The 25,589-nt window shown below is 63.9% G+C and carries 23 protein-coding genes and 1 tRNA gene; 9 read left to right on the forward strand and 15 right to left on the reverse strand.

The genetic code is table 11. The features are described 5' to 3' along the window. Positions 1 to 48 precede the first annotated feature (48 nt). From FQ746_RS19285 to FQ746_RS19305, 4 genes are read left to right on the forward strand one after another with little or no spacing between them, the layout of a single operon-like run. A complete protein-coding gene (locus FQ746_RS19285; RefSeq protein WP_144111233.1) occupies positions 49 to 1,194 on the forward strand; it encodes a homoserine O-acetyltransferase in 1,146 nt (381 codons plus the stop codon). After that, entirely contained in the window at positions 1,191 to 1,799 is a 609-nt protein-coding gene (metW, locus tag FQ746_RS19290) for a methionine biosynthesis protein MetW (protein ID WP_144111234.1), read from the forward strand. Before FQ746_RS19285 ends, metW begins: the two co-directional genes overlap by 4 nt. Before the next feature lie 14 nt (positions 1,800 to 1,813). After that, a complete protein-coding gene (locus tag FQ746_RS19295) occupies positions 1,814 to 3,208 on the forward strand; it encodes an AmpG family muropeptide MFS transporter (protein WP_144111235.1) in 1,395 nt (464 codons plus the stop codon). Next, positions 3,118 to 4,287 (forward strand): M48 family metalloprotease, encoded by a 1,170-nt coding sequence (locus FQ746_RS19305; protein ID WP_409932413.1) that lies wholly within the window; start codon positions 3,118 to 3,120, stop codon positions 4,285 to 4,287. The genes FQ746_RS19295 and FQ746_RS19305 overlap by 91 nt, the downstream gene beginning before the upstream one ends. Positions 4,288 to 4,308: 21 nt before the next feature. On the opposite strand, the gene FQ746_RS19310 is transcribed toward FQ746_RS19305, so the two are convergent. From FQ746_RS19310 to gatC, 5 genes are all read right to left on the reverse strand, one after another. Further along, positions 4,309 to 5,088, reverse strand: coding sequence for an exodeoxyribonuclease III (locus FQ746_RS19310; protein WP_144111236.1), 780 nt, complete (start codon positions 5,086 to 5,088; stop codon positions 4,309 to 4,311). Between the two features lie 53 nt (positions 5,089 to 5,141). Next, entirely contained in the window at positions 5,142 to 5,981 is an 840-nt protein-coding gene (locus FQ746_RS19315) for a PPK2 family polyphosphate kinase (protein ID WP_144111237.1), read from the reverse strand. Positions 5,982 to 6,098: 117 nt separating this feature from the next. Beyond that, entirely contained in the window at positions 6,099 to 7,574 is a 1,476-nt protein-coding gene (gene gatB, locus FQ746_RS19320) for an Asp-tRNA(Asn)/Glu-tRNA(Gln) amidotransferase subunit GatB (RefSeq protein WP_144111238.1), read from the reverse strand. 5 nt (positions 7,575 to 7,579) lie between these two features. Then, a complete protein-coding gene (gene gatA, locus FQ746_RS19325) occupies positions 7,580 to 9,067 on the reverse strand; it encodes an Asp-tRNA(Asn)/Glu-tRNA(Gln) amidotransferase subunit GatA (protein WP_144111239.1) in 1,488 nt (495 codons plus the stop codon). 44 nt (positions 9,068 to 9,111) lie between these two features. Further along, positions 9,112 to 9,411 carry an Asp-tRNA(Asn)/Glu-tRNA(Gln) amidotransferase subunit GatC gene (gene gatC, locus FQ746_RS19330; RefSeq protein ID WP_144111240.1) on the reverse strand — a complete coding sequence of 100 codons (300 nt, stop codon included), beginning with the start codon at positions 9,409 to 9,411 and terminating at the stop codon, positions 9,112 to 9,114. 452 nt (positions 9,412 to 9,863) lie between these two features. On the opposite strand from gatC, the gene FQ746_RS19335 reads away from it, so the two are divergent. The 5 genes from FQ746_RS19335 (at position 9,864) to rodA (ending at position 16,320) form a co-directional block, all read left to right on the forward strand. After that, positions 9,864 to 10,907 carry a rod shape-determining protein gene (locus FQ746_RS19335; protein ID WP_004189550.1) on the forward strand — a complete coding sequence of 348 codons (1,044 nt, stop codon included), beginning with the start codon at positions 9,864 to 9,866 and terminating at the stop codon, positions 10,905 to 10,907. A 153-nt stretch (positions 10,908 to 11,060) separates the two neighbouring features. Beyond that, entirely contained in the window at positions 11,061 to 12,206 is a 1,146-nt protein-coding gene (gene mreC / locus FQ746_RS19340; RefSeq protein WP_260854104.1) for a rod shape-determining protein MreC, read from the forward strand. After that, positions 12,203 to 12,715 carry a rod shape-determining protein MreD gene (gene mreD, locus FQ746_RS19345; RefSeq protein ID WP_144111241.1) on the forward strand — a complete coding sequence of 171 codons (513 nt, stop codon included), beginning with the start codon at positions 12,203 to 12,205 and terminating at the stop codon, positions 12,713 to 12,715. The genes mreC and mreD overlap by 4 nt, the downstream gene beginning before the upstream one ends. Positions 12,716 to 12,785: 70 nt before the next feature. After that, positions 12,786 to 15,161, forward strand: coding sequence for a penicillin-binding protein 2 (gene mrdA, locus FQ746_RS19350; RefSeq protein WP_144111242.1), 2,376 nt, complete (start codon positions 12,786 to 12,788; stop codon positions 15,159 to 15,161). A gap of 10 nt (positions 15,162 to 15,171) precedes the next feature. Then, entirely contained in the window at positions 15,172 to 16,320 is a 1,149-nt protein-coding gene (rodA, locus tag FQ746_RS19355) for a rod shape-determining protein RodA (RefSeq protein WP_144111243.1), read from the forward strand. Positions 16,321 to 16,400: 80 nt separating this feature from the next. Here the strand turns inward: rodA and FQ746_RS19360 are convergent, their stop codons facing one another. From FQ746_RS19360 to rsmB, 10 genes are all read right to left on the reverse strand, one after another. Continuing rightward, positions 16,401 to 17,120, reverse strand: a complete 720-nt coding sequence (locus FQ746_RS19360) for a tetratricopeptide repeat protein (RefSeq protein ID WP_144111244.1) — start codon at positions 17,118 to 17,120, stop codon at positions 16,401 to 16,403. After that, entirely contained in the window at positions 17,117 to 17,899 is a 783-nt protein-coding gene (locus FQ746_RS19365) for an HpcH/HpaI aldolase family protein (RefSeq protein ID WP_144111245.1), read from the reverse strand. Before FQ746_RS19365 ends, FQ746_RS19360 begins: the two co-directional genes overlap by 4 nt. A 170-nt stretch (positions 17,900 to 18,069) precedes the next feature. Next, positions 18,070 to 18,516, reverse strand: a complete 447-nt coding sequence (gene queD / locus FQ746_RS19370) for a 6-carboxytetrahydropterin synthase QueD (protein ID WP_144111246.1) — start codon at positions 18,514 to 18,516, stop codon at positions 18,070 to 18,072. A gap of 6 nt (positions 18,517 to 18,522) precedes the next feature. Then, the gene (gene queE, locus FQ746_RS19375) at positions 18,523 to 19,155 is read right to left on the reverse strand and encodes a 7-carboxy-7-deazaguanine synthase (RefSeq protein ID WP_144111247.1); all 633 of its coding nucleotides are present in this window, start codon (positions 19,153 to 19,155) and stop codon (positions 18,523 to 18,525) included. A 31-nt stretch (positions 19,156 to 19,186) separates the two neighbouring features. After that, the gene (gene queC / locus FQ746_RS19380) at positions 19,187 to 19,918 is read right to left on the reverse strand and encodes a 7-cyano-7-deazaguanine synthase QueC (protein ID WP_144111248.1); all 732 of its coding nucleotides are present in this window, start codon (positions 19,916 to 19,918) and stop codon (positions 19,187 to 19,189) included. Between the two features lie 324 nt (positions 19,919 to 20,242). Next, positions 20,243 to 20,318, reverse strand: a tRNA-Phe gene (locus FQ746_RS19385). A 95-nt stretch (positions 20,319 to 20,413) separates the two neighbouring features. After that, positions 20,414 to 21,103 (reverse strand): response regulator transcription factor EsaR, encoded by a 690-nt coding sequence (gene esaR / locus FQ746_RS19390; RefSeq protein ID WP_144111249.1) that lies wholly within the window; start codon positions 21,101 to 21,103, stop codon positions 20,414 to 20,416. Beyond that, positions 21,104 to 23,518, reverse strand: a complete 2,415-nt coding sequence (locus FQ746_RS19395; RefSeq protein ID WP_144111250.1) for a sensor histidine kinase — start codon at positions 23,516 to 23,518, stop codon at positions 21,104 to 21,106. Then, positions 23,508 to 24,107: a DUF4390 domain-containing protein gene (locus FQ746_RS19400; protein WP_144111251.1), complete on the reverse strand. Its 600-nt coding sequence runs from the start codon at positions 24,105 to 24,107 to the stop codon at positions 23,508 to 23,510. Before FQ746_RS19400 ends, FQ746_RS19395 begins: the two co-directional genes overlap by 11 nt. Continuing rightward, positions 24,104 to 25,543, reverse strand: a complete 1,440-nt coding sequence (rsmB, locus tag FQ746_RS19405; RefSeq protein ID WP_144111252.1) for a 16S rRNA (cytosine(967)-C(5))-methyltransferase RsmB — start codon at positions 25,541 to 25,543, stop codon at positions 24,104 to 24,106. Before rsmB ends, FQ746_RS19400 begins: the two co-directional genes overlap by 4 nt. Positions 25,544 to 25,589: the final 46 nt, after the last annotated feature.

Genomic DNA, 25,589 nt, shown 5'->3' on the forward strand with positions numbered 1-25,589 from the left:
CTCGCCGACGCCATCTAGCCGCCCTGTTTTTGTCAAATGGCGGAATGAATGGAATCGATCGGTATCGTCGCTCCCCAGCAAATGCACTTCAGCGAACCGCTGCCCTTGCAGAACGGCAGCTCGCTATCCGGTTACGACCTGACGGTCGAAACCTACGGCACGCTCAACGCGGCGTGCAGTAACGCCGTGCTCGTCTGTCATGCGCTCAACGCGTCGCATCACGTGGCGGGCGTCTACGCGGACGACCCCAAAGACATCGGCTGGTGGGACAACATGGTCGGCCCGGGCAAGCCGCTCGACACCAACCGCTTCTTCGTGATCGGCGTGAACAATCTCGGCTCGTGCTTCGGTTCCACCGGACCGATGAGTATCGACCCGGCCACCGGCGAGCCGTACGGCGCGCGCTTTCCCGTCGTCACCGTCGAAGACTGGGTCAACGCCCAGGCGCGCGTCGCGGACCAATTCGGCATCGAGCGTTTCGCGGCGGTGATGGGCGGCAGCCTCGGCGGCATGCAGGCGCTCGCGTGGAGCATGATGTACCCGGAGCGCGTCGCGCATTGCATCGTGGTCGCGTCCACACCGAAGCTCTCGGCGCAGAACATCGCGTTCAACGAAGTAGCGCGCTCGGCGATTCTCTCGGACCCCGACTTCCACGGCGGCAACTACTACGCGCATGGCGTGAAGCCGAAGCGCGGCCTGCGGGTCGCGCGCATGATCGGCCACATCACCTATCTGTCGGACGACGACATGGCCGAGAAATTCGGCCGTTCGCTGCGTCGCGCGGAAGGCGCACTGGACGCCTACAACTTCAACTTCGACGTGGAATTCGAAGTGGAGTCGTATCTGCGCTACCAGGGCGACAAGTTCGCCGATTACTTCGATGCGAACACCTATCTGCTCATCACACGCGCGCTCGACTATTTCGATCCGGCTAAAGCCTTTGCCGGCGATCTGACCGCCGCCGTCGCGCACACCACGGCGAAGTATCTGATTGCCAGCTTCACGACCGACTGGCGTTTCGCGCCGGCCCGCTCGCGCGAACTGGTGAAGGCGCTGCTCGATCACAAACGCACGGTCACGTACGCGGAGATCGACGCGCCGCACGGCCACGACGCCTTCCTGCTCGACGACGCGCGCTATCACAACCTGATGCGCGCCTATTACGAACGTATTGCCACCGAGGTGAACGCATGAACCAGCGAGCTCTCGATTATCTGGCGTTGCGCCCGGACTTCCGCGCGATCGCCCGCTGGGTCGAACCGCGCTCGACCGTGCTCGATCTCGGTTGCGGCGACGGCTCGCTGCTGTCGCTGCTCACCGAAGAGCTGGACGTGCAGGGCTACGGGATCGAAATCAACGACGCCGGCGTGCTGGCGTCCACGCGCAACGGCGTCAACGTGATCCAGCAGAATCTGGAAGACGGCCTACGCTTGTTCGAAGACGAAAGCTTCGATTTCGCGATCCTCTCGCAGACGCTGCAGACCATTCACCAGACCGCGGCGATCCTGCGCGAGACAGTGCGCGTCGGCAAGGAGTGCATCGTCTCGTTTCCGAATTTCGGTTACTGGTCGCATCGGCTTTCGGTTTTGCTGGGCCATATGCCGGTGTCGAAATCGCTGCCTTATCAGTGGCACAACACGCCGAACGTGCGCGTGCTGACCATCGAGGACTTCGAGGCGCTGGCGCCGGAAGTCGGCATCGAAATTCTCGACCGTGTGGTGCTGCACGAGGGCCAGGTGGTGCGATGGGGCGTGAACTGGCGTGGTAGTCTTGCGGTCTATCGCGTCAAGAAAAGCTAACGCAAGTCACACACATGTCGAACCCGCCGCAAGAGGCGCCCGCACTTACCGCTCACGAAGATCATCCCGGCTGGCGCGCATTTTTCAATACGCGCATGCTGATCTGCGTCTTTCTCGGCTTTACGTCGGGACTGCCGCTGTTCACGCTCGTCTATCTGGTGCAGGCGTGGCTGCGCTCCGAAGGTGTCAATCTGAAGGAAATCGGCCTGTTCGCGCTGATCCAGTTTCCGTACACGTGGAAATTCGTCTGGGCGCCGCTGATGGACCGCTACGTGCCGCGCTTCCCGGGCTGGCGGCCGGGCAGACGGCGCGGCTGGATGCTGGTCACGCAGATTCTCGTCGCCGGTGCGATCGGCACGCTCGGTTTCGTATCGCCCAAGGAGTCGATCTGGACCGTCGCGGCATTGACCGCGCTGGTCGCGTTCTTCGGCGCGAGTCAGGACATCGTGGTCGACGCGTACCGGCGCGAATTGCTGAGCGACACGCAGCAGGGTCTCGGAAATGCGGTGCACGTGAACGCGTACAAGATCGCCGCGCTGGTGCCGGGTTCGCTCGCGCTGATTCTGTCGGACCATTTACCGTGGTCCACCGTGTTCATCGTGACGGCGGCGTTCATGCTGCCGGGCATGGTCATGACGCTGGTGGTGCGCGAGCCCGAAGTGCATGGCACGCCGCCCAAAAATCTGCGCGAAGCCATCGTGCGACCATTCAGCGAATTCGTTCAGCGCGACGGCTGGCGCGGCGCGCTGTTCGTGCTCGGCTTCATCTTCCTGTACAAGCTCGGCGACACGATGGCAACCACGCTGTCCACGTCGTTCTTTCTCGACATCGGTTTTTCGCGCACGCAGATCGGCGTGATCGCCAAGACCACCGCGTTCGGCGCGAGTCTCGCAGGCGGCGTGGTCGGCGGCCTGTGGCTGATGAAAATCGGCATCGGCCGCGGCCTGTGGATTTTCGGCATCCTGCAGATGGTGTCCACGCTAGGCTTCGCGTGGCTCGCGCATCTCGGACCGGCGTCGCCCGGCCTCGCAGCAATTTACGACATGGCCGTCTGGATGAGCGAAGGCACCACGAAACTGCTCGCGCTGGTCGGCGTCGACTGGGCCGTGCAGCTCGAGCCGCGCTCGGTCGCATTGGCGCTCGTCTACGGCTTCGAGACGTTTGCGACCGGTCTGACGATGGCGGCATTCACCGCCTATATCGCCAGCACCACGGACCCGCGCTATACGGCGACGCAGTTCGCGCTGTTCACGAGCCTCGCCTCGGTGCCGCGCACGCTGGCCTCGGCGGCCAGCGGCTACGTCGTCGCGCGAATCGGCTGGTTCGACTATTTCGTCGTGTGTACCGCTTTGGCTTTGCCCGGCATGCTGCTTCTGCTGCGCATCGCGCCGTGGAGAACGCGGTCGTGAGGGCGCTGCAATCGAAGTGCGGAGCGAACCCCGCGAGCAAACTGAGTGCGGCGCTTTTAATCGTCGCAGCAAGTCTGCTCCCGATCGTGCCAATCAGCGCGTTCGCGAGCACAACGGCCGGCGCAAGTAGTCCGGAGGCCGCCACCGCGCCCGAAGCCAACAGCAGCGCGGCCAGCACCGGCAACCCGGCGGCCATCGCCCCCGTCGTACAAACGCCCACCCCTACTTCCCCGTCGTACACCCCCGCCCCGGCGCCAAACCCGCAACTGCGCTTCGGCAGCTACCTGGTGTTCCGCAACCTGATCCCGTCGCCGGTTCTCGAAGCGCAAGCCGCCGAAGAGTTCAGCCAGATCACCTACGGCGCCGCACATGCGGACCGCCTGTACGGCGACAAGGACCCGCACGTCGTCCGCGTGCGCTCGATCGTCGACAAGCTGATCCCCTACTCGTTGAAATGGAACGAGCGCGCCAAGCTCTGGAAGTGGGACGTGGCGGTGGTCCGCTCGGACGATATCCGCATGTACTGCCTGCCCGGCGGCAAGATCGTCGTATATGGCGGGCTACTCGACCGCGTGCACCTGAACGACAACGAACTCGGCATGCTGATAGGCCACGAGATCGCGCACGCGCTGCGCGAGCATGCGCGAGAGCGGCTCGGCGAACTGCAATCGAGCCAACTCGATTCCTCCGGCACGATTCCGCAACTCTTCGGACTCGCCGATCTGGGCGCGGCGCCGCTCGGCATCGGCTCGCGTCTGCTCGAAATGAAATACGAGCCGACCGATGAAACCGAAGCCGATGTGATAGGCAGCGATATCGCGTCACGCGCGGGCTACGATCCGCGTGCCGCCGTTACGCTATGGGACAAGCTCGCGGTCGCCACGCACAGCAGCCGCGCGCAAGGTTATGTGTGGGTGCATCCGTATTCGGCCGAGCGCCGCAAGGACATCGTCAAGCGGCTGCCCGATATGCTGCCGCTCTACGCGAAAGCGATCGGCAAGAACGTGGACGCACTGCCGGATTACGGCGGCATGGGCCGCCCGCGGCGACCCTCGATTCGCGAGTCGCTGCGGGAATAGCGGCAGGTTATTTAAGGCCCGTTACTTCGCGATCTTATGATCGTAATCGACGGTCAGCGGCGCATGGTCGCTGAACTTGATATCGCGGAACACCTCGGTGCGTTTCGCTTTGCCCGCAATGCCCGCGGTCGCGATCTGGTAATCGATGCGCCACCCCACGTTCTTCGCGTACGCCTGACCGCGATTGCTCCACCACGTGTATTGCTCCGGCCGCTGGTCGAGCGTGCGATACACATCGACGTAACCCACTTCGTCGAAGAGTTTCGTGAGCCACGCGCGCTCTTCCGGCAGACAGCCCGAGTTCTTCTGGTTGCTCTTCCAGTTCTTGATGTCGATTTCCTTATGGACGATGTTCACGTCGCCGCACACGATCACTTCGCGTTCCTGCGCGAGCGCGGCCAGATGCGGCATGAACTCGTCCATGAAGCGGTATTTGGCCTGCTGGCGTTCCTCGCCGCTCGAGCCGGACGGCACGTACACGGAGATGACCGAGAGCTTGCCGAAACGCAGTTCGACATAGCGCCCTTCGGGATCGAACTCCTCGCTGCCGAAGCCGATGACGACTTCGTCCGGTTCGTGACGCGTATAAACGCCCGCGCCGCTATAGCCCTTTTTCACCGCGTGCTGGAAATAGCCGGTGAAATCGTGCGGCGCCAGGAATTCGGGCGTCATGTCGTCCTGCGAGCATTTGATTTCCTGCACGCACAGCACGTCGGCCTTCTGTTCGCCGAACCACTCGAAGAACCCTTTCTTCGCTGCGGAGCGGATGCCGTTCAGGTTGGCGGTAATCACACGCAACATGTCGTTCCTTGTCAGTTCAATGTGTTTTTAAAGATGTGGCGAGGCCGAGGGCCTCATTCGACCTTGAGGCCTTTCAGCGAATCGTCGGATGGCGGATATTCGAGCTTCAGCGCCTCGAACGTGCGCAACAGCAATTCGGCGACCATCACGTTGCGATGCGTCTTCGAGTCCGCCGGAATCACGTACCACGGCGCGTCGCTGGTCGACGTCGCTGCGAGCGCGTTGCAATAGGCCGTTTGATAGTCGTCCCACTGCTTGCGGGCGTCGAGGTCGGCGACATCGAATTTCCAGTGCTTGTTCGGGTCGTCGATCCGCGCCTGCAGACGCTCGCGCTGCTCGTCTTTCGAAATGTGCAGCATGCATTTGACGATGGTCGTGCTGCTGTCGGCAAGCATCTGCTCGAACTCACGGATGTGCTGGCAGCGTAGCTCGAAAGCGTCCGCGCTCAACGTGCCGAGCACGGTCGGCACCAGCAGGTCTTCGTAGTGACTGCGGTTGAAGATGGTCAGCTCGCCGGCCATCGGCGCCTGCGCGTGGACGCGCCACAGGAAATCGTGCGCCAGTTCGATCGGCGTGGGCGCCTTGAACGGCACGACGCGCAAGCCGAGCGGATCCACTTCGTGAAACACCGCGCGAATCGTGCCGTCCTTGCCGCTCGTGTCCATGCCTTGCAGCACCAGCAACACGCGACGCTGCTGCTGCGCGTGCAGACACTCCTGCAACGTGTCGAGCTTCGCGCCGATCTCGGCGAGCCGCTTGCGATCGCCGTCTTTCGAACCGGTGGAAAACGGCTTGCTGGAAGGATCGAAATCGGCGAGCGAGAACTTATCGGCCTTCTTGCTGCTATCGAAATACGGCACGCGGAAATCGTCGAGTTGCGCCTGCTTCGCCATGTCAATCACTCCGTGACTTAACGTATCGCACCAAATGAAAAGGGCCGTTGCCTCACTTTCGTATCCGGCAACAGCCCACGATGGTCAAGCGTCGTTCAACACGACCGCTTGCTCCGCTCAACCGAGTTTTTTCTTCAGCAGTTCGTTCACCTGCGCCGGGTTGGCCTTACCTTTGGTCGCTTTCATTGCCTGGCCGATCAGCGCGTTGAAGGCTTTTTCCTTGCCCGCGCGGAATTCCTCGACCGACTTCTGATTGGCCGCAAGCACTTCGTCGATGATCGCTTCCAGCGCGCCGGTATCCGAAATCTGCTTCAAACCCTTCGCTTCGATGATGCGATCGGCGGCGGCTTCGTCGGTGGCTTTCTCTTCCCAGATGGCGAGGAAAATTTCCTTCGCGATCTTGTTGGAGATGGTGCCGTCGGCGATACGTTGCAATAGCAGCGCGAGTTGCGCGGACGACACCGGGCTCGCAGCGATATCCAGGCCTTCGCGGTTCAGTTGCGACGACACTTCGCCCATCAGCCAGTTGGCCGCGACCTTCGCATGCGCCGGGCCGACCTTCACGACCACGGCTTCGTAGAACGCCGCCATTGCCTTGCTCGAGGTCAGCACGTTCGCGTCGTAAGGCGTCAGACCGTACTGCGTGACGAAGCGCGCGGCGATTGCCACCGGCAGTTCCGTCATCTCGCTCTTCACGCGCTCGATCCACGCGGCGTCGATCACGAGCGGCATCAGGTCGGGATCGGGGAAATAGCGGTAGTCGTGCGCGTCTTCCTTGCTGCGCATCGAGCGTGTTTCGCGCTTGTCCGGATCGTACAGACGGGTTTCCTGCACCACGGTGCCGCCGTCTTCGATCAGCTCGATCTGACGACGCACTTCGTACTGAATGGCTTCTTCGAGAAAGCGGAACGAGTTCAGGTTCTTGATTTCGGCACGCGTGCCGAAGGCTTCCTGACCGAGCGGGCGAACCGACACGTTCGCGTCGCAGCGGAACGAGCCTTCCTGCATGTTGCCGTCGCAGATGCCGAGCCACGTGACGAGCGTATGCAGCGTCTTCGCATAGGCGACTGCTTCGGCCGCGCTGCGCATTTCCGGTTCGGTGACGATTTCGAGCAGCGGCGTGCCGGCGCGATTCAGGTCGATGCCGGTCATGCCGGCAAAGTCTTCGTGCAGCGATTTGCCGGCGTCTTCTTCCAGATGCGCGCGCGTGAGATTGACGACCTTCTCGTAAGCTTCCTTACCGGCCTTCTCATTGGCCGGGACCTGAATCGTCACCTGACCGCCTTGCACGACCGGAATCTCGAACTGGCTGATCTGATAGCCCTTCGGCAGATCGGGGTAAAAATAGTTTTTACGCGCAAAGATGCTGCGCGGCGCGACCGTCGCGCCGATGGCGAGGCCGAATTGAATCGCCCGCTCCACGGCGCCGCGGTTCATGACCGGCAGCGAGCCCGGCAACGCGAGATCGACCGGGCAGGCTTGCGTGTTCGGCGCAGCGCCGAACTGCGTTGCGGCGCCCGAGAAAATTTTGGATTGTGTCGACAGTTGCGCGTGGGTCTCCAGACCGATCACGACTTCCCATTGCTTGGTCATGGTGTTCACACTCCTGCCGGGGCCTGACGATGCCAGTCGGTCGCGCGCTGGAACGCGTCGGCGACCTGCAGCATGCGGGCTTCGTTGAAATAGTTGCCGATGATCTGCAAGCCCACCGGACGCTGCGCATTCGCGCCGGCGCCGAAGCCGCACGGCACGCTCATGCCGGGCAAGCCGGCGAGGCTCACCGACAGCGTGTAGATATCGGCGAGATACATCTGCACCGGATCGTCGCCCTTGGCGCCGAGGTCCCACGCCACCGACGGCGCGACCGGACCCATGATGACGTCGCACTGCTTGAACGCCTCTTCGAAATCCTGCGCGATGATGCGGCGGATTTTCTGCGCCTGCAGGTAGTACGCGTCGTAGTAGCCGTGCGACAGCACGTAGGCGCCCACCAGAATGCGGCGCTTCACTTCGGGACCGAAGCCCTCGGCGCGCGACTTCTTGTACATGTCGAGCAGATCGCGATATTCCGCGGCACGATGCCCGAAACGCACGCCGTCGAAACGCGACAGGTTGGACGACGCTTCGGCCGGCGCGATGACGTAGTACACCGGAATGGACAGTTCGGTTTTCGGCAGCGAGACGTCCACCAGCGTGGCGCCCAGCGCTTCGTATTGCCTGAGTGCGGCGTCGATGGCCGCGCGCACGTCGGCGGCCAGACCTTCGCCGAAATACTCTTTCGGCAGGCCGATGCGCAGGCCGGCGAGCGGCTTGTCCGCGCCGTCTTCTTTCCAGTTCTTGCCGATATAGCGCGTGAAGTCTTCGTCGTCGCGCACGAGGCTGGTGGAGTCGCGCTCGTCGAAACCGGCCATCGCGTTGAGCAGCGTCGCGCAATCCGCGGCGCTCTGCGCCATCGGGCCGCCCTGATCCAGCGACGACGCGAACGCGATCATGCCGTAGCGCGACACGCGGCCATACGTCGGTTTGATGCCGGTGATGCCGGAGAACGACGCCGGCTGGCGAATCGAGCCGCCCGTGTCGGTGCCGGTCGCGGCAGGCGCGAGACGCGCGGCCACGGCCGCGGCCGAGCCGCCTGACGAGCCGCCCGGCACCGCCTTGATATCCCACGGATTCTGCACCGGACCGAAGTACGAGTTCTCGTTCGACGAGCCCATCGCGAACTCGTCCATATTCGTCTTGCCGACGCACACCATGCCGGCCTGCTGCAGACGCGCGACCACGGTGGCGTCGAACGGGCTTTCGTAATTCGAGAGCATTTTCGAGCCGGCCGTGGAGCGCCAGCCCTTGGTCACGAACACGTCTTTATGGGCGATGGGCAGGCCGACCAGCGGACCGGCGTGACCGGTGTGCAGCAGCGCGTCGGCGGCTTTGGCCTGCGCGAGCGTGAGGTCGGCGTCGACCTGGATGAAGGTGTTCAGGCTGCTGGCGGCCTCGATACGCTTCAGATACAGCTGCGCCAGTTCGACTGCGGACAGTTCCTTGGCCGCCAGTGCGGCGCGCAGTTCGGTCAAGCTTTTTTCATGCATTGCGTTTTATCCTGGGGCTTGATTCGCGGGTCATCTCGCGGGTCTTACTCGATCACCTTGGGCACCAGGTACAGGCCGTCCTGCACGGCCGGCGCGGGGCGCTGGAAAGCTTCGCGTTCGACCGTTTCGGTCACCGCGTCGTCGCGCAGGCGCAGCGCGACGTCTTCGATCTGTTCGATCGGATGGGCAAGCGGGGCGATGCCGGTGGTATCGACCGCCTGCATCTGCTCGACGAGGCCGAAGAAAGCATTGAGCTGCGCCAGCGTGTGCTCGGCGTCGGCATCGGGCAGTTCGAGTCGCGCCAGATGCGCGATACGTTTAACGTCGGTCAGGGTCAGGGACATGCGCTCACCGGAAAATGTGGTGGACTGCCGCAGCGAGGAAAAACGATGCTGCGACAGCAGGTTACGACACGGAAGGAAGGCCTCCGAAAAGGGGCCAGCGGCGGCGAAATGTGCCGTCCGTTTCCTTCAAAACAACCAAAATTATAAGGTATCATTACGCGTTCGACCCAAACCCGGACCGACTTACCAAGGCCTTTCTGAACAAATTTCAAATCTGTTCAGATTTTCCTGACATGGCCTTGAGTTGGGTTAAGAGTTGACCAGGAGTTCACTCAGGCCCGGCCGCTTATACCCGCTGGCGGACCCCGAGTACGCTGGTGAGCCTCCGGTAGATTCCCTCGCAGCTTCCAATTCCTGTGGCGCCGCTTCCGCCCGGTTGAAGCTGTTATTTTTTCCGCTGCCGCCCTGCGCATACGTTGCGAGGCACGGCCCCAAGCGAGACAGGATTTTGAATGTTCGGTTTTTTGCGCAGCTACTTCTCCAACGATCTTGCGATTGACCTCGGCACCGCCAACACGCTCATCTACATGCGTGGCAAGGGCATCGTTCTCGACGAGCCGTCAGTGGTTTCGATTCGCCAGGAAGGCGGTCCCAACGGCAAGAAAACTATCCAGGCAGTCGGTAAGGAAGCCAAGCAGATGCTCGGCAAGGTGCCCGGTAACATCGAGGCCATCCGCCCGATGAAAGACGGCGTGATCGCCGACTTCACCGTCACCGAACAGATGATCAAGCAGTTCATCAAGACGGCCCACGAATCGCGTATGTTCTCGCCGTCGCCGCGCATCATCATCTGCGTGCCGTGCGGTTCGACCCAGGTCGAACGCCGCGCCATTAAGGAAGCCGCGCACGGCGCCGGTGCCTCGCAGGTGTATCTCATCGAAGAACCCATGGCCGCGGCCATCGGTGCCGGCCTGCCGGTGTCGGAAGCAACCGGCTCGATGGTGGTCGACATCGGCGGCGGCACGACCGAAGTCGGCGTCATCTCGCTCGGCGGCATCGTCTACAAAGGCTCGGTGCGCGTGGGCGGCGACAAGTTCGACGAAGCCATCGTCAACTACATCCGCCGCAACTACGGCATGCTGATCGGCGAGCAAACCGCCGAAGCCATCAAGAAGGAAATCGGCTCCGCCTTCCCGGGTTCCGAAGTCAAGGAAATGGAAGTGAAGGGCCGCAATCTGTCGGAAGGCATTCCGCGCAGCTTCACCATCTCCAGCAACGAAATTCTCGAAGCCCTCACCGACCCGCTGAACCAGATCGTCTCGTCGGTGAAGATCGCGCTCGAGCAAACGCCGCCGGAACTGGGCGCCGACATCGCCGAACGCGGCATGATGCTCACGGGCGGCGGCGCGCTGCTGCGCGACCTGGACCGCCTGCTCGCCGAAGAAACCGGCCTGCCGGTGCTCGTCGCCGAAGACCCGCTGACGTGCGTGGTGCGCGGCTCGGGCATGGCGCTCGAGCGGATGGACAAGCTCGGCAGCATCTTCTCGTACGAGTAAGCGAGCCCGTCTCCATGTCAGTCGCACGAATCTGGCAAACGGCCCCACGTGGGCCGGTTTGCCATCGGCTGGAACACCCAGCCGCCGTGCACTGAACGCGCGTCTCCGGCGCGCCGCCGTCTCTCCCAACCGCACACGCCCCCGGCGCCGACCATGGAATACAGTCCGCCGCCCCTGTTCAAGCAAGGCCCTTCGGCCCTCGCACGGCTCGTGTTTTTCGTCGTGCTCGCGCTGGCTTTGCTGATCTCCGACGCACGCTTCAAGACGCTCGAAATCGTCCGCGGCGTGCTCGGCGCGGGTCTTTATCCGTTGCAACGCGCGGCGTTGGTGCCGCGCGACGTCTTCATGGGCGCCGCCGATCTGGCCGTGACCAGCGCCACCCTGCGCAGCGAAAACGAGAAGCTGCGCACGAAAGACCTGCAGTTGTCGCAAGAGGCCAATACGGCCGCCGAACTCGCCGCCGAGAACAACCATCTGCGGGCACTGCTGCAACTGTCGCAGCGCTCGGTCACGCAATCGCTGCCGGCGGAAATCCAGTACGACACGCGCGACCCGTTCACGCAGAAAGTGGTGATCGGCCGTGGCGCGCAGCAGGGCATCCAGAACGGTTCGCCGGTCGTCAACGAAGACGGCGTGATCGGCCAGATCACCCGCGTGTTCCCGCTGCAGGCCGAAGTCACGCTGCTCACCGACAAGGATCAGGCCGTGCCCGTGCAGATCGTGCGCACCGGTTTGCGCAGCGTGATCTACGGCACGCCGAAGGGCGACACGCTCGACCTGCGCTTCGTGCCGATCAGCGCCGACGTGCAGACCGGCGACGAACTCGTCACCAGCGGTCTGGACGGCGTGTATCCGCCGGGGCTGCCGGTGGCCAGGGTCGTGCGCGTGGACCGGCAGGCCGATACCGCGTTCGCCCGCGTGGTCTGTCTACCCATCGCACCGGTGCGCGGCGCGCGCGAGTTGCTGGTGCTGCATTACGTGAACAACCTGCCGCCGCGTCCCGCCGAAGAGCCCGATGCCGCCACCACCGCGAAAGACGCGAAGGCGAAGAAAGGGGCGAAGCCCGCAGACGGCAAGGCAGCCGCGGAAAAAGCGCCGGCCAAAGCCGCGGAAAAACCCGCCGCAGCCGCGCCGGCCACCCGCCCGGCGAATGAAAAAGCACCGGCCCGGTCCGCGACGGAAAGAGCGCCTGCGAGATCGGGAGCCGCCGAGAGAAAGCCCGCCGCCGCAGGCAATGGAAACGCGAACGCAAACGCCAACGCCAACGTGAAGCCCATCACGCCGGGGGCACAGCAATGAACCGTCCGCAATACATCCTGCAGCCGGTCAATCCGTACTTCATCGCGTTCAGTCTCGCTGCCGCGTTCCTGCTGAACCTGATGCCGTGGGGACGCATGGCCGGTGTGCCCGACTTCGTCGCGCTGGTGCTGCTGTTCTGGAACGTGCACCAGCCGCGCAAGGTCGGCATGGGCATCGCGTTCATGCTCGGCATGCTGATGGACGTGCACAACGCCAGTCTGCTCGGCGAGCACGCGCTGGCCTACACGCTGCTGTCGTACGGCGCAATCACGATCCATCGCCGTGTGCTGTGGATGTCGCTCGGCGTGCAGACGTTCGCGGTCATGCCGCTGCTGGTGATCGCGCAACTGGTGCCGTTCATCATCCGTCTGCTGACGGGCGCGGCGTTCCCCGGCTGGGGTTATCTGATCGACGGCTTCGTCGAAGCCGCGCTGTGGCCGGTGGCCAGCGTGCTCCTGCTCATGCCGCAGCGCCGCCCGGCCGATCCGGACGATACGCGGCCGATTTGATTCCCGCCTCGAGCCCGCCTGCGCGGGCGCACACTCACGATGGCCGCCCGCCGGCCTTTTGCGAAATCGCATGACCGAATTCAAGGACACCCAGCAACAGCTCTCGAAGTTCCGCGTGCGCGTCGCGGCGGCGGGGCTGTTCGTGTTCGTCTGCTTCGGGCTGATCGGCTTCCGGTTCCTGTTCCTGCAGGTGTGGCACTACAGCAAATACTCGCTGCAGGCCGACGAAAACCGGATTTCGGTCGCGCCGATCGTACCGAACCGCGGCATCATCACCGACCGCAACGGCGTGGTGCTGGCCAAGAACTATTCCGCGTACACGCTGGAAATCACGCCGTCGAAGCTGAACGATTCGCTCGAAAACGTGATCGACAGTCTCGCCACCGTCATTTCGATCGACGCCCGCGACCGGCGCCGCTTCAAGAAGCTGCAGGAGGACTCGAAGAACTTCGAGAGCCTGCCGATCCGCACCCGTCTCACCGACGACGAAGTCGCGCGCTTCACCGCGCAGCGCTTCCGCTTCCCCGGCGTGGAAGTGCGTGCGCGGCTGTTCCGTCAATACCCGCTCGGGCCGACGGCGGCGCACGTGATCGGCTATATCGGGCGGATTTCGCAGCGCGACCAGGACCGCATCGACGACGCCAGCGACCAGAACGACAGCGACCCGGACCATTACGATCCGCGTCTGGACGCCAACAACTACAAGGGCACGGACTACATCGGCAAGATCGGTGTGGAGCAGAGTTACGAGACCGAACTGCACGGCCAGACCGGTTTCGAGGAAGTGGAAGTCACGGCAGGCGGCCGGCCGGTGCGCACGCTGTCGCGCACGCAGGCGACGCCTGGCAACAACCTCAAACTGTCGATCGACATCGGTTTGCAGCAGGTCGCCGAGCAGGCGTTCGCCGGCCGCCGCGGCGCGCTGGTCGCGATCGAACCGGCGACGGGCGACGTGCTCGCGTTCGTGTCCGCGCCGAGCTTCGATCCGAACTCGTTCGTCGACGGCATCGACCAGCAGACCTGGGACGACCTCAACAACTCGCCCGATCACCCGCTGCTGAATCGCCCGCTGCACGGCACCTATCCCCCGGGTTCGACGTACAAGCCGTTCATGGCGCTCGCCGCGCTGACGCTGCACAAACGCACGCCGGGCTGGGGCTTCCAGGATCCGGGCTCGTACACGTTCGGCGGCCATACGTTCCGCAACGACGTGCGCTCGGGCCAGGGCTGGGTCGACATGAACCGCGCGATCGTCGTGTCGAACGACACGTATTTCTACATGCTCGCGCACGACCTGGGCGTGAATGCCATCGCCAACTTCATGAAGCCGTGGGGTTTCGGGCAGATTACCGGCATCGATATTTCGGGTGAGGCGCGCGGCATCCTCCCATCGACGGACTGGAAAAAGAAAGCCTACCGTCGTCCCGAACAGCAACGCTGGTACGAAGGCGAGACGATCAGCCTCGGCATCGGCCAGGGCTATAACTCGTACACGATCCTGCAACTCGCGCATGCGACGGCGACGCTCGCGAACAACGGCGTCGTGATGAAGCCGCACCTCGTGCGCGACATCGAAAATCCGATCACCAAGGACAGCCGCCCGGTCGTGCGCGATCCGAGCGACAGGATTGCCGTGAAGCAGTCGGATATCGACATCATCAAACGTGCGATGGAAGGTGTCGTGACCAACGGGACCGCCGCGAAGCTGTTCATCGGCGCGCCGTACCAGGCGGCCGGCAAGACCGGTACCGCGCAGGTGTACTCGCTGCAAGGCGCGAACTACAAGGGCCACGCGATCCCCGAACGGTTGCGCGATCACGCGCTCTTCATCGCGTTCGCCCCCGCCGAGCAACCGAAGATCGCGCTCGCGCTGATCGTCGAAAACGGCGGCTGGGGCGCGGAGTCGGCGGGACCGATCGCGCGGCGCGTGCTCGATTACTACCTGGTCGGCAAGAACAAGCCCGGCGCGGAAGCTGCGGCGGTCGCCGCGGCGGCCTCCGCAACCGAGGACGCGTCAGCGCCGGAAGTGGGCGATGCGCCCGCGCCGCAAGATGCGTCGCAGCCGGTTGCGGTCGCGGCGGGCTTTACGGCGTTGCCGATTCCCGGTGCGGCATCGGCGGCGGCTGCGGCTTCTGCGGCGGCGGCTGCTTCCGCTGCGAAGGCGGCCTCCGCGCCGGAGGCTTCCGCAGGGACGGCGACAACCGCTGGCGCTTCGGCTTCGGCTTCGGCTTCGGCTTCGGCTTCGGCTTCGGCTTCGGCTTCGGCTGCACGCGCCGCCTCGTCTATCGCCGGCACGTCGAAGAAAGCCACGCGATCTTCCGGCCCGTCGCGCAAGCCGCGTCCCGCGAGCGAGCCCGCGCCGACCGCCGCCGCGCCGTCGCGGCAAGACGCTATTCCATCCACGTCGTCGCCACGCCAGCCGGTTTCCGGCGGCATCGACGAGTAAGGAGCAAGGCATGCAATTCGACAAGCGCGCCTGGATCGACCGCATCAAGCGGATGTTCGTGGGCTTCGACCGCCCGCTCGCCCTGATCGTGTTTCTGCTGCTGTGCGTCGGCATCGTCACGCTGTACAGCGCGACACTCGATATGCCCGGCAAGGTGGAAGACCAGTTGCGCAACATCATGCTGACGTTCGTGCTGATGTGGGCGCTCGCCAATGTTCCACCCACCACGCTGATGCGTTTCGCGGTGCCGCTCTACACTTTCGGCATCGCGTTACTGGTGGCCGTGGCGCTGTTCGGTCTCACGCGCAAAGGCGCGAAACGCTGGATCAACGTCGGCGTGGTGATCCAGCCGTCGGAAATTCTCAAGATCGCCACGCCGTTGATGCTCGCGTGGTACTACCAGCGGCGCGAAGGCGTGATGCGCTGGTACGACTATCTGGTGGGCTTCATCATTCTGATCGTGCCGGTCGGTCTGATCGCCAAGCAGCCCGACCTGGGCACCGCCGTGCTCGTGTTCGCGGCCGGCCTGTTCGTGATCTACTTCGCGGGGCTCAGCTTCAGGCTGATCGTGCCGGTCCTGGTCGCGGGCGTGATTGCCGTGGGCTCGATTGCGGTGTTTCAGGACAAGATCTGTCAGCCCGAAGTGCAGTGGCCATTGATGCACGATTACCAGAAGCATCGCATCTGCACGCTGCTGGACCCCACGTCCGATCCGCTCGGCAAGGGCTTCCACACCATTCAGGCGGTGATTGCGATCGGCTCCGGCGGCCCGCTCGGCAAAGGCTGGCTGAAGGGCACGCAGGCGCATCTGGAGTTCATTCCCGAGAAGCACACCGACTTCATCTTCGCGGTGTTTTCGGAGGAATTCGGGCTGGCTGGCGGGGTCGTCCTGCTCACGCTTTATATGCTGCTGATCGCGCGCGGACTGTATATCGCGGCGAACGGCGCGACGCTGTTCGGGCGGCTGCTGGCCGGGTCGCTGACGATGGCGTTCTTCACCTACGCATTCGTCAACATCGGGATGGTGAGCGGTATTTTGCCGGTGGTGGGCGTGCCCTTGCCGTTCATGAGTTACGGCGGCACGGCATTGACGACGCTGGGCGTCGCGATCGGACTCATCATGAGTGTCGCGCGACAGAAGCGGTTGATGCAGAGCTAGTGCGTCCCGCGTCCTGCGTAGTCGGGAGCGGTCGGATCGAAAAGCGGGGTGCGTCCAACGACATGGCCGCACCCCGTTTTTTATTGCGGCTTCACTTCCTTCTGATCACGCAGCAACGCGCTCAACTGCTGATACTTGAGCCGCGCGGCCGGATCGCCCTGCGCCGCCGCGGCCGCGTAATATGCGCGCGCCACGTTGAGGTTCTTGTCGACGCCGTCGCCGCCACGCTCGTAAAACGAGCCGGCCACGTATTGCGCGGTCATGTCGCCACCCTGCGCCGCCTTCTTGTACCAGACGAAGGCCTGCCGGTTATCGCGCGGCGTGCCGCGGCCGTCGAGAAACTGGTTGGCCAGCGCGAGTTCCGCCTGCACGTGGCCCTGTTTCGCCGCCTTCAGAAACCAGCGATGCGCTTCCACCGGATCGCGCCCGACGAACTCGCCATCGTCGTACATCTTGCCGTACACGTACTGCGCGTGCGACATGTTGGCGTCGGCCGCCTTGCGCAGCCACTTCTTGCCTTCGTCGACGTTGGCGGTCGTGCCCTCGCCGTTGAGCAGCATCATCGCGTAGTTGAATTCGGCGAGCCGGCTGCCGCGGCCGGCCGCTTTGCGAAACTCGGCCAGCGCCGCGCCGAGATTGCCGGCGTTGTAGTCGGCGACTGCGGTTTGCGTTTCCGGATCGTCCGATTTCGCGACCATGTCCTGCGCATTGGCAAGGCCTGCCGTGCCGCCTGTTACCGCGCCCGCCACCAGCGTCGCCATCAATGCCAGCCGCACGACGCCTCTTCCCATCCCCTTCATGACCTCACCTCCTGCAACGCCTGGCGAGTCGCGCGCAACATCCAGACGACGTCGGCGGCCAGCGCGATAAAACGAAAACCGGCGTCGCGATACTGCTTCGCACTCGCGACGTCCATGGCGAAAATACCGGCGGCAATGCCGGCCTTATCGGCGGCGCTGACAATGCGCGCCATCGCTGCCTGCACGTCGGCGTGCTTCGCGTCGCCGAGATGACCGAGGCTCGCCGCGAGATCGGCGGGACCGACGAACAGGCAGTCGACACCGGGCGTCGCCGCGATGTTGTCGACTTCCTGCAAGCCGCGCGCGGACTCGATCTGCACGATGGTCGCGATCTGCGCGTTGGCCGTCTGCACGTAGTCGCGCCGCGCGCCGTAACCGGCCGCCCGCACCATGCCAGCGACGCCGCGCTGGCCGTCGAGCGCTTCCGCGACCGGATACTGCGTCATGCGCACGGCCTGCGCCGCTTCCTCCGCCGATTCGATATTCGGGAACATCAGCGTGCGCGCGCCGGCATCCAGCAGGCGCTTGACGAGCCAGCCGTCGCCCGTGGGCACGCGCACCACCGGCTCGCTCGTCAGATGCGCGGCGGCGATCGCGCGCAACTGCGAGGTGACTTCGCCGCTATCGTTCGGCGCGTGTTCCATGTCGATCAGCAGCCAGTCGAAACCGGCGTGCGCGAGCGCTTCGGCCGCGCTGTCGCTACCGAGCGAAAGCCACAGGCCGAACAGCGGATCGGTCTCTTTGAAACGTTGCTTGAGGGGATTCGTGAACGTGCTCATGGATGCGCTCCACGACGTTCGTGACTGATGTTGCTGATTCTGCTGATACTGCCGATGCAGCCGATGCTGCAACGCAATGCGATGACCGGCATGTCTCGCTCCGAGTGGTTATCGCAGCGATCATACCGTGACAATAACGCGGAGGTCGGGCCGGGCAGCCGGCCGCAGGGTCAATCGCGGACGACGTCGGCCCAGCAGTTCGGGGTCTCGAACAGACGCAGCTTGTGTAGCCGCAGATTCACGCCGTAATGCGCGTCGTAGACGCTGGCGAGCAGATCGAACGCGACGGCCGCGAGATTCTCCACGGTGGGAATGCGGTCGAGCACGACCGTCTTGTGACCGGCCATCGTCTCCAGAAAACCGCGCACCTGCGCGTCGCCTTCGTAGACCAGAAACGCGTGGTCCCACTTGTCGACCAGATGCTCGACGGCGAGCGATTTCACATCGGCGAAATCCATCACCATGCCGCGATCGGGCGCGCCTTCGGTGTCGACCAGATCGCCCTGCAACGTGATTTCGAGCACGTAGCGATGACCATGCAGATTACGGCACTGGCTACGGTGATCGGGAATGCGGTGACCCGCGTCGAATTCGAGTTTTCGTGTAATCGTCAGCACGGCGGATCAGGGAATGTTCAGATACTTGTGGGTCTGCATCGACAGGCGCCATTGCGGATGGCGTTTGCACCAGTCGATCGCGAGTCTGGTGTTGAGCTCGCGCGACGGGCCGTCCATGGGCTGGACGAGGAAATACTGGAAATCGAGCTTCGCATACTCGGACAGACGCTGATTGTCCTGCGGCATCACGACCTTCAACTCGTTGCCGCGTGTGACGACCAGCGGCGCATCGGCCTTCGGACTCACGCAAATCCAGTCGATCGTCTCGAGCACCGGCAGCGAGCCGTTCGTTTCGATAGCGATTTCGAAGCCAGCGGCATGCAACGCGTCGACCAGCGGTTGATCGATCTGCAACATCGGTTCGCCGCCCGTGCACACCACGAAACGCTGGCCTTCGCCTTGCGGCCATTGCGACGCGATCATGCTCACGAGGTCTTCTGCAGTGCGGTACTTGCCGCCGTTTTCGCCGTCGGTGCCGACGAAATCGGTATCGCAGAAACGGCACACGGCGTCGGCACGATCTTCCTCGCGACCCGACCACAGATTGCAACCGGCAAAGCGGCAGAACACCGCCGGACGTCCGGCGTTCGCGCCCTCGCCCTGCAATGTGTAGAAGATTTCCTTGACCGCGTAAGTCATGCTGCTATCTGCCTCGTGTACCTGAAAGTTCTTAAACCGGTTCGGTGACCTGCTCGCCCGCGAGATACGCTTCGTAGCCGCGCTTGCGCAGGCGGCACGCCGGGCATTCGCCACAACCGAAACCCCAGCCGTGCAGTTCGGCGCGCTCGCCGACGTAGCAGGTGTGCGTTTCGACGCGCACCAGTTCCACCAGTTCGTCGCCGCCCAACTCGTGCGCGAGCCGCCACGTGTCGGCCTTGTCGAGCCACATCAACGGTGTTTCGAGCAGGAAGCGCGAGTCCATGCCGAGATTCAACGCCACCTGCAACGCCTTCATGGTGTCGTCGCGGCAATCGGGATAGCCCGAGAAGTCCGTCTCGCACATGCCGCCCACCAGCACCTGCAAACCGCGCCGGTAAGCGATGGCAGCCGCAATGGTCATGAACATCAGATTGCGGCCGGGCACGAAGGTATTCGGCAAACCGTTCGCGGTGGCGTGTATTTCGATTTCTCGCGTCATCGCGGTATCGCTGATCGCGCCGAGCACGGACAGGTCGATCATATGATCTTCGCCCAGTCGTTCGCCCCACGCGGGGAACGCCTTCACGACCGCCTGGCGGAATCCGTCGCGGCATTCGAGTTCGACGCGGTGACGTTGACCGTAATCGAAGCCGAGTGTCTCGACCGTGTCATACCGTTCGAGTGCCCAGGCGAGGCAGGTGGCGGAATCCTGGCCGCCGGAAAACAGCACCAGAGCGCTACGTTTAGCGTCTTTGCGGATCACCGTGAAACTCCGTGAATGATGAGGGCCGGGTTGCCCGTCTCGCGCCCTGCGCGAGTTACGTGCGATGCGCGCGGAGAGCCATGAGGGCACCGCGGCGCGACGGTAGCCGGCACTGCGCCGGCCCCAAGCAGTATAGGTGGCGCCTGGCTTGCGCGAAGGCGCACCCGGTTATACCGCCGATCGCCGCACGAAGACTTCGACGCTGCGCGAAACCATGCGCAAGTGCTTGAAGCGGCGCGATTTTATCACGCGACCCGGAACACGTCCGGCCTGCCCGGAAAAGGAAAAGCCCCAGGAATCTTGCGATTTCCTGGGGCTGAATCCTGGTGGCCTGGGACGGAATCGAACCATCGACACGCGGATTTTCAATCCGCTGCTCTACCAACTGAGCTACCGGGCCAACGAAGAACGAAATAATATCAAAGGGTCTGCATCCCGACAAGCCCCCTCTCGAAAAAATCTGCCGGGAGGCGCTTGCCGTCGATGTGTCCGCGCTTACTCGCCTTTGTTCTTGCCGAGATCGACGCCGAGCTGCTTGAGCTTGCGATACAGGTGCGTGCGCTCCAGCCCGGTTTTCTCGGCGACGCGCGTCATGCTGCCGTTCTCGCGCGCGAGGTGATACTCGAAGTACGCGCGCTCGAACGCATCGCGCGCATCGCGCAACGGAATATCGAACGAGATGGATGCGGTTTGCGCGGCCAGTGCGCCGCTGCCCATGCCGTCGGTCGACAGCATCGGCAGCGCGGCCGCCGAGGCCACCACCGACGCGCTGACCGCCGGCGCCGGCTTGGCCGCCGCGCCGCCCGGCGCCGCCACGGCATTGCCGCGTGCCAGTCCCTGCTCGACCGCTTTCAGCAGCTTCTGCAAGGCGATCGGCTTCTCGAGAAAATTGAGCGCGCCGATCTTGGTCGCTTCGACCGCCGTATCGATTGTCGCGTGACCCGACATCATGATGACCGGCATGGTCAGTTGACCTTGTGCGGCCCATTCCTTGAGCAAGGTCACGCCGTCGGTATCGGGCATCCAGATGTCGAGCAGCACCAGGTCCGGCGCCTGACGCAATCGGAACTCGCGCGCCTCCTGCGCATTTTCCGCGGCCTCGACGACATGCCCTTCGTCGCTCAGGATCTCCGAGAGCAATTCCCGGATGCCCATTTCATCATCTACCACCAGGATGGTTGCCATTTACGCTGCCCTTGTCTTCACTGTTGCTTTTGTCGTTCCTTGCTGCGCGTTGCCATGCGCCGGCCGCGGCCCTGTGGGAAGCGCCGCGGCATCGTCTGCCAGCTGAAGGAAGAGAATCGAGATCTGCGCGCCCTCGATGACGTCGCCCGCTTTCATGCGATTGCGAATGTCGATGCGCGCACCGTGTTCGTCGACAATCTTCTTGACCATCGCAAGACCCAGACCCGTACCTTTGGCCTTGGTCGTCACATAAGGTTCGAATGCGCGGGTGAGGATGCGCGCGGAGAAGCCCGGGCCATTGTCCGAGACAGTCAGACGCACCGCGACGCGCACCTTGCCTTCGGCATCGGGGTCTCCGTATTCTACTGTCCTCGTCTCGAGCACCACGCGCGGGCGCTCGAGATCGGCTACCGCATCCTGCGCATTCTGCAGCAGGTTGTGGATGACCTGACGCAATTGCGTCGCATCGCCGCGGATCGCGGGCAACGCGGCAAGCTCCACCTGAATCGCGCCCTTGCCTTCCTCGATGCCGTAAAGCGTCAACACTTCGCTGACCAGTTCGTTCAGTTGCAGATGCGCGAGCACCGCCGGCGGCGTGCGCGCATAGTCGCGGAAATTATCGACCATCTGTTTCATCGCCGCGACCTGGTTGACGATCGTGGTCGCGCCGCGCTTGAGCACGTCGGCATCCGACGCGCTGAGTTTGTCGGCGAGCTTCATCTGCAAACGTTCCGCGGACAGCTGGATGGGCGTCAGCGGATTCTTGATTTCGTGTGCGAGCCGTCGCGCGACTTCGCCCCAGGCAATCGAGCGCTGTGCGGAGATCACGTCCGAGATATCGTCGAACACGACCACGTAGCCCGAGGTCTGCATGTCTTCGGCGTCGCGGTCGGTCGCGGAGACGAGCCGTGCGCCGCGCACCAGCAGCGTCAGCGGATCGGTTTCGCCCGCCACCTGAATCGAGAACTGCTGCTGCCAGTGGCCACGGTCATCGTGACCGTCGCCGCTCGCCGCTTCACGATCGGCAAATGCCTTGCGCACCATCCCGCCGAACTCGCTCAACACGCCGATCTGCTCGAGCGACGCACCCAGCACCGCCTGAAACGGCTGGCGGAAAATCCGCTCGGCGCCGCGGTTGGCGGTGGTGAGACGGAACTGCCGGTCGAACACGAAGACACCGGCGGTCAGATTCGCGAGAATGCTCTCGAGATACGCCTTCGAATGTTCGAGCGCGATGCGATTGTTCTCGACCGCCGCGCGCGCTTCGGACAACTGCCGCGTCATTGCGTTGAACGACTGCGTGAGAAAACCCAGTTCGTCGCGCGATTTGATTTCGCGTTTCGGCGTGTAGTCGCCCTCGGTAATCTCCTTGGTGCCCTGCGCGAGCAGAAACAGCGGCCGCGCAAGCTGATTGCCGAGCGCGAGCGCCAGCATCATTGCGATGAAGGTGGCGAGAAACAGCGCGAGCGTCAGCGTGCCGATATACATCTTGCGCAGACCCGTGCGGCCGAGCGCCTTCTCCTGATACTCGCGATACGCACGCTGCACCGCGTCGGCATTGCGCGCGAGCGATGGCGAAACGGGCTGCGTGAGTTGCAGGAAGCGTTCGGTGGGCTGCAGCAGCGAAGCGTTCGAATCGGGAATGCGCTGCACGATGCGCAAGCGCAGCGCGCCCTTGCTGCCGAGCGCGCGAGGATCGCCGTCCACTTCGCCTTCGATCGCCGCATAGCCGCGGCCGCGCGCCTGGTCGATCATCAGCGGCGTGGGCAGGTCGTTCGGTACGAGCGACGCGTAATTGCCGGAGGCCTGCGCGACCACGTGCATATCCGGCGTCGCGCCCGACATGCTGCGCGTCGGCTCGACGATGGTCGCTTCCTGCACGCCGAACTGATCGCGCAAACGCAGCAGCGTCAGCGTCGTGCCGGCGGCGTCGGCGCTGCCCAACTGCTCGGACATCAGACGGCCCTTGGTCTGCAGATCGGACAGCGACGCGTCGAGCATGCCGCGACCGAGATTCAGACCCGATGTCAGCGCGGTTTCCACGTTGACGTCGAACCACGATTCGATACTGCGCGACACGAACTGGTACGACACGACGTAGATGATGCCGCCCGGCACCACGCCGACCAGCGCCATGAAGAACGCGAGCTTGGCGAGCAGCCGCGTGCCGAATTTGCCCTTGCGCAAGCGCGCGATGATGATGACCACCAGTGCGGCCACCACCAGCAGAAAGATCAACGCGACCGCGACGTTAGCAGCATAGAGCCACTGGTAATAGCGGTCGAAGAACTCGGTGTTCGCGCTGGCCGCGGCCAGCAGCACGAGCAGCAACACGGCCGTTACGGCGACCGTGGACACCAGCACGCGCACGACGATGCTGGTCACGCTGGTAGTCTGGCGGACTTTATTTAGCATTGCCGCCCGCCGTGAAGGTGAAACGCTTCCACTCTGAAGCGAGGCTCCAGTCGCGGTTGTTCACCGCGTCGATCTGGAACGGCTTGGGCATCAGCGCAATGTCGAGTTGCATGCGCACGGACGCGTTGTAGGTTTCGCCCGCATGCACCTGATTGTTGTCGATCACGTGCCACGACGTGATGTGCTTGATGACCGCGAGCGCGTCCTTCAGCGTAGTGAAGCCGAGTTGCAGACCGCCGGACGACACGCTCGACACGCGATATTCACGCGTGAGCGGCTGGAACGACAGACGTATGCTTTGCGACACGCTCACCGGCTGTTCGTCGAACCAGTACCAGCGCGGCCGGCTGAGTTCGAAGTCGGAGGTGAAGTAAAGCGGAATGCCCTTGTTCACCGCGTCTTCGAGATTGCTGTTGAGGTCGAAGTCGAAACGCGCGTCGAGGGTCCAGCCGCTGCTGTCGGCCTGCAACGACGCGCGCTGTACCGCAATCGAGTCGGCGTAGGCCGCGCATGGCGCCGCGAGCCACACGGCCAGCGCGATCCAAAGCACGGCAGCGAGCCGAAGCGGGAGAAAACGTTTGATGGTCACCGTTTCTGAAAGCGCGCGTAGAAAAATCCGTCGTGGTCTGGGTTCGAGCCGGCAGTGTCTTCAGCGGGTTGTCCGGCGTCGGACCCGGCCGATATGTCGGCGCTCGCGCGAGCGACCGAGGGCAAAAGTTGCCCCGGCGCGTCCAATCGTACCGCATCCTGATACTTGTCTCCAAACCACTGCGCCTGCAACTCGCCCTCTTCGGGAAAGATCGAGCACGTAACGTAGAGCAACTCACCGCCTGATTTCAGCAGCGGCCAGAGCGCGTCGAGAATGCGGCGTTGCTCGGCAACCAGTGCCGCAATATCGGACGCTCGACGCAGCCAGCGAATGTCCGGATGCCGCCGCACGATACCCGATGCCGAGCAGGGCACGTCGGCAAGAATGCGGTCGAATGGCTGGTCGATATCGTCGTGCCACTTGGCCGGCGCGCCGGCGTCGCCGATCCGCACTTCGGCTTCCAGTTGCAGGCGCTGCAGATTTTCGCCGATACGGCGTGCGCGCGACGCGTCGCTTTCGAGCGCCACCAGTTGCAGTCGGGCGAGTTCCAGCAGATGGCCGGTCTTGCCGCCGGGCGCCGCGCAGGCATCGAGCACGCGCATGCCGTCGCGCGCGCCGAGCAGTGGCGCGGCGAGTTGCGCGCCGGCGTCCTGCACCGAGACCACGCCGTCGTTGAAACCGGGAATGCGATCGACCGGCATCGGCGTCGCCAGTCTGACGGCGTGCTCGCCGGCTTGCGTGGCGTCGATGTGATGGTCCTTCAGCACTTGCAGGTAGGCGGCGACGGTGGAGCGGCGGGCGTTCACGCGTAGCGTCAAAGGACCTTGTACGTTGCCGGCTGCCAGCACGGCTTGCCATGCATCCGGCGAGGCGCGCCGGACTGCGTCGATCCACCATGCGGGGTAGTTCCAGCGCGCGACTTCGTCGGCTTGCGCGGCGGTCAGAAGCGTCTCGCGCTCGCGTAGGAAGTTGCGCAGCACGGCGTTGACGAGCCCCTTGGCAAACGCGAATTCACGACGGGCGGCGATGGCGCTCACCGCCTGATCGACCACCGTGAACGGGGTGTAGGCGGCGCTTGCTTCGTCGTCGACGAGCAGCGCGAAGGCACAGGCGAGCACGTGACCGACGTGCGGCGGCGGCGCTTTTTTAACGAGACGGGCAATCAGCCATTCGACGGTTCCGAGACGCCGCAGCGTGCGGTACGCGATGTCTTGCACCGCGCCGCGCGCGGCAGCCGCACTGCCTTCAGGCACCGACGCGAACACGGATTGCAGCGCCGCCGGCAATGCTGCGCCGAGACGCACGGCGCCGACGGCCTGACCCGCCGAGTCGAGCGCGAAGCCGAGCGACTCGGGCGCCAGATGCAGTATCGACAGACGGGAATCGCGCGGGCGCGCCGAGGGAGTAGCAGAACGCGAAGAAGGCTTTTGGATCATGAAGGAAGCGAGGGCAGGCCGCACGGTGCGCGGCACTCGGAGCGCA

Origin of the sequence: Paraburkholderia sp. BCC1886 (assembly GCF_900996245.1) — a bacterium.
Classification (GTDB): Bacteria; Pseudomonadota; Gammaproteobacteria; order Burkholderiales; family Burkholderiaceae; genus Paraburkholderia.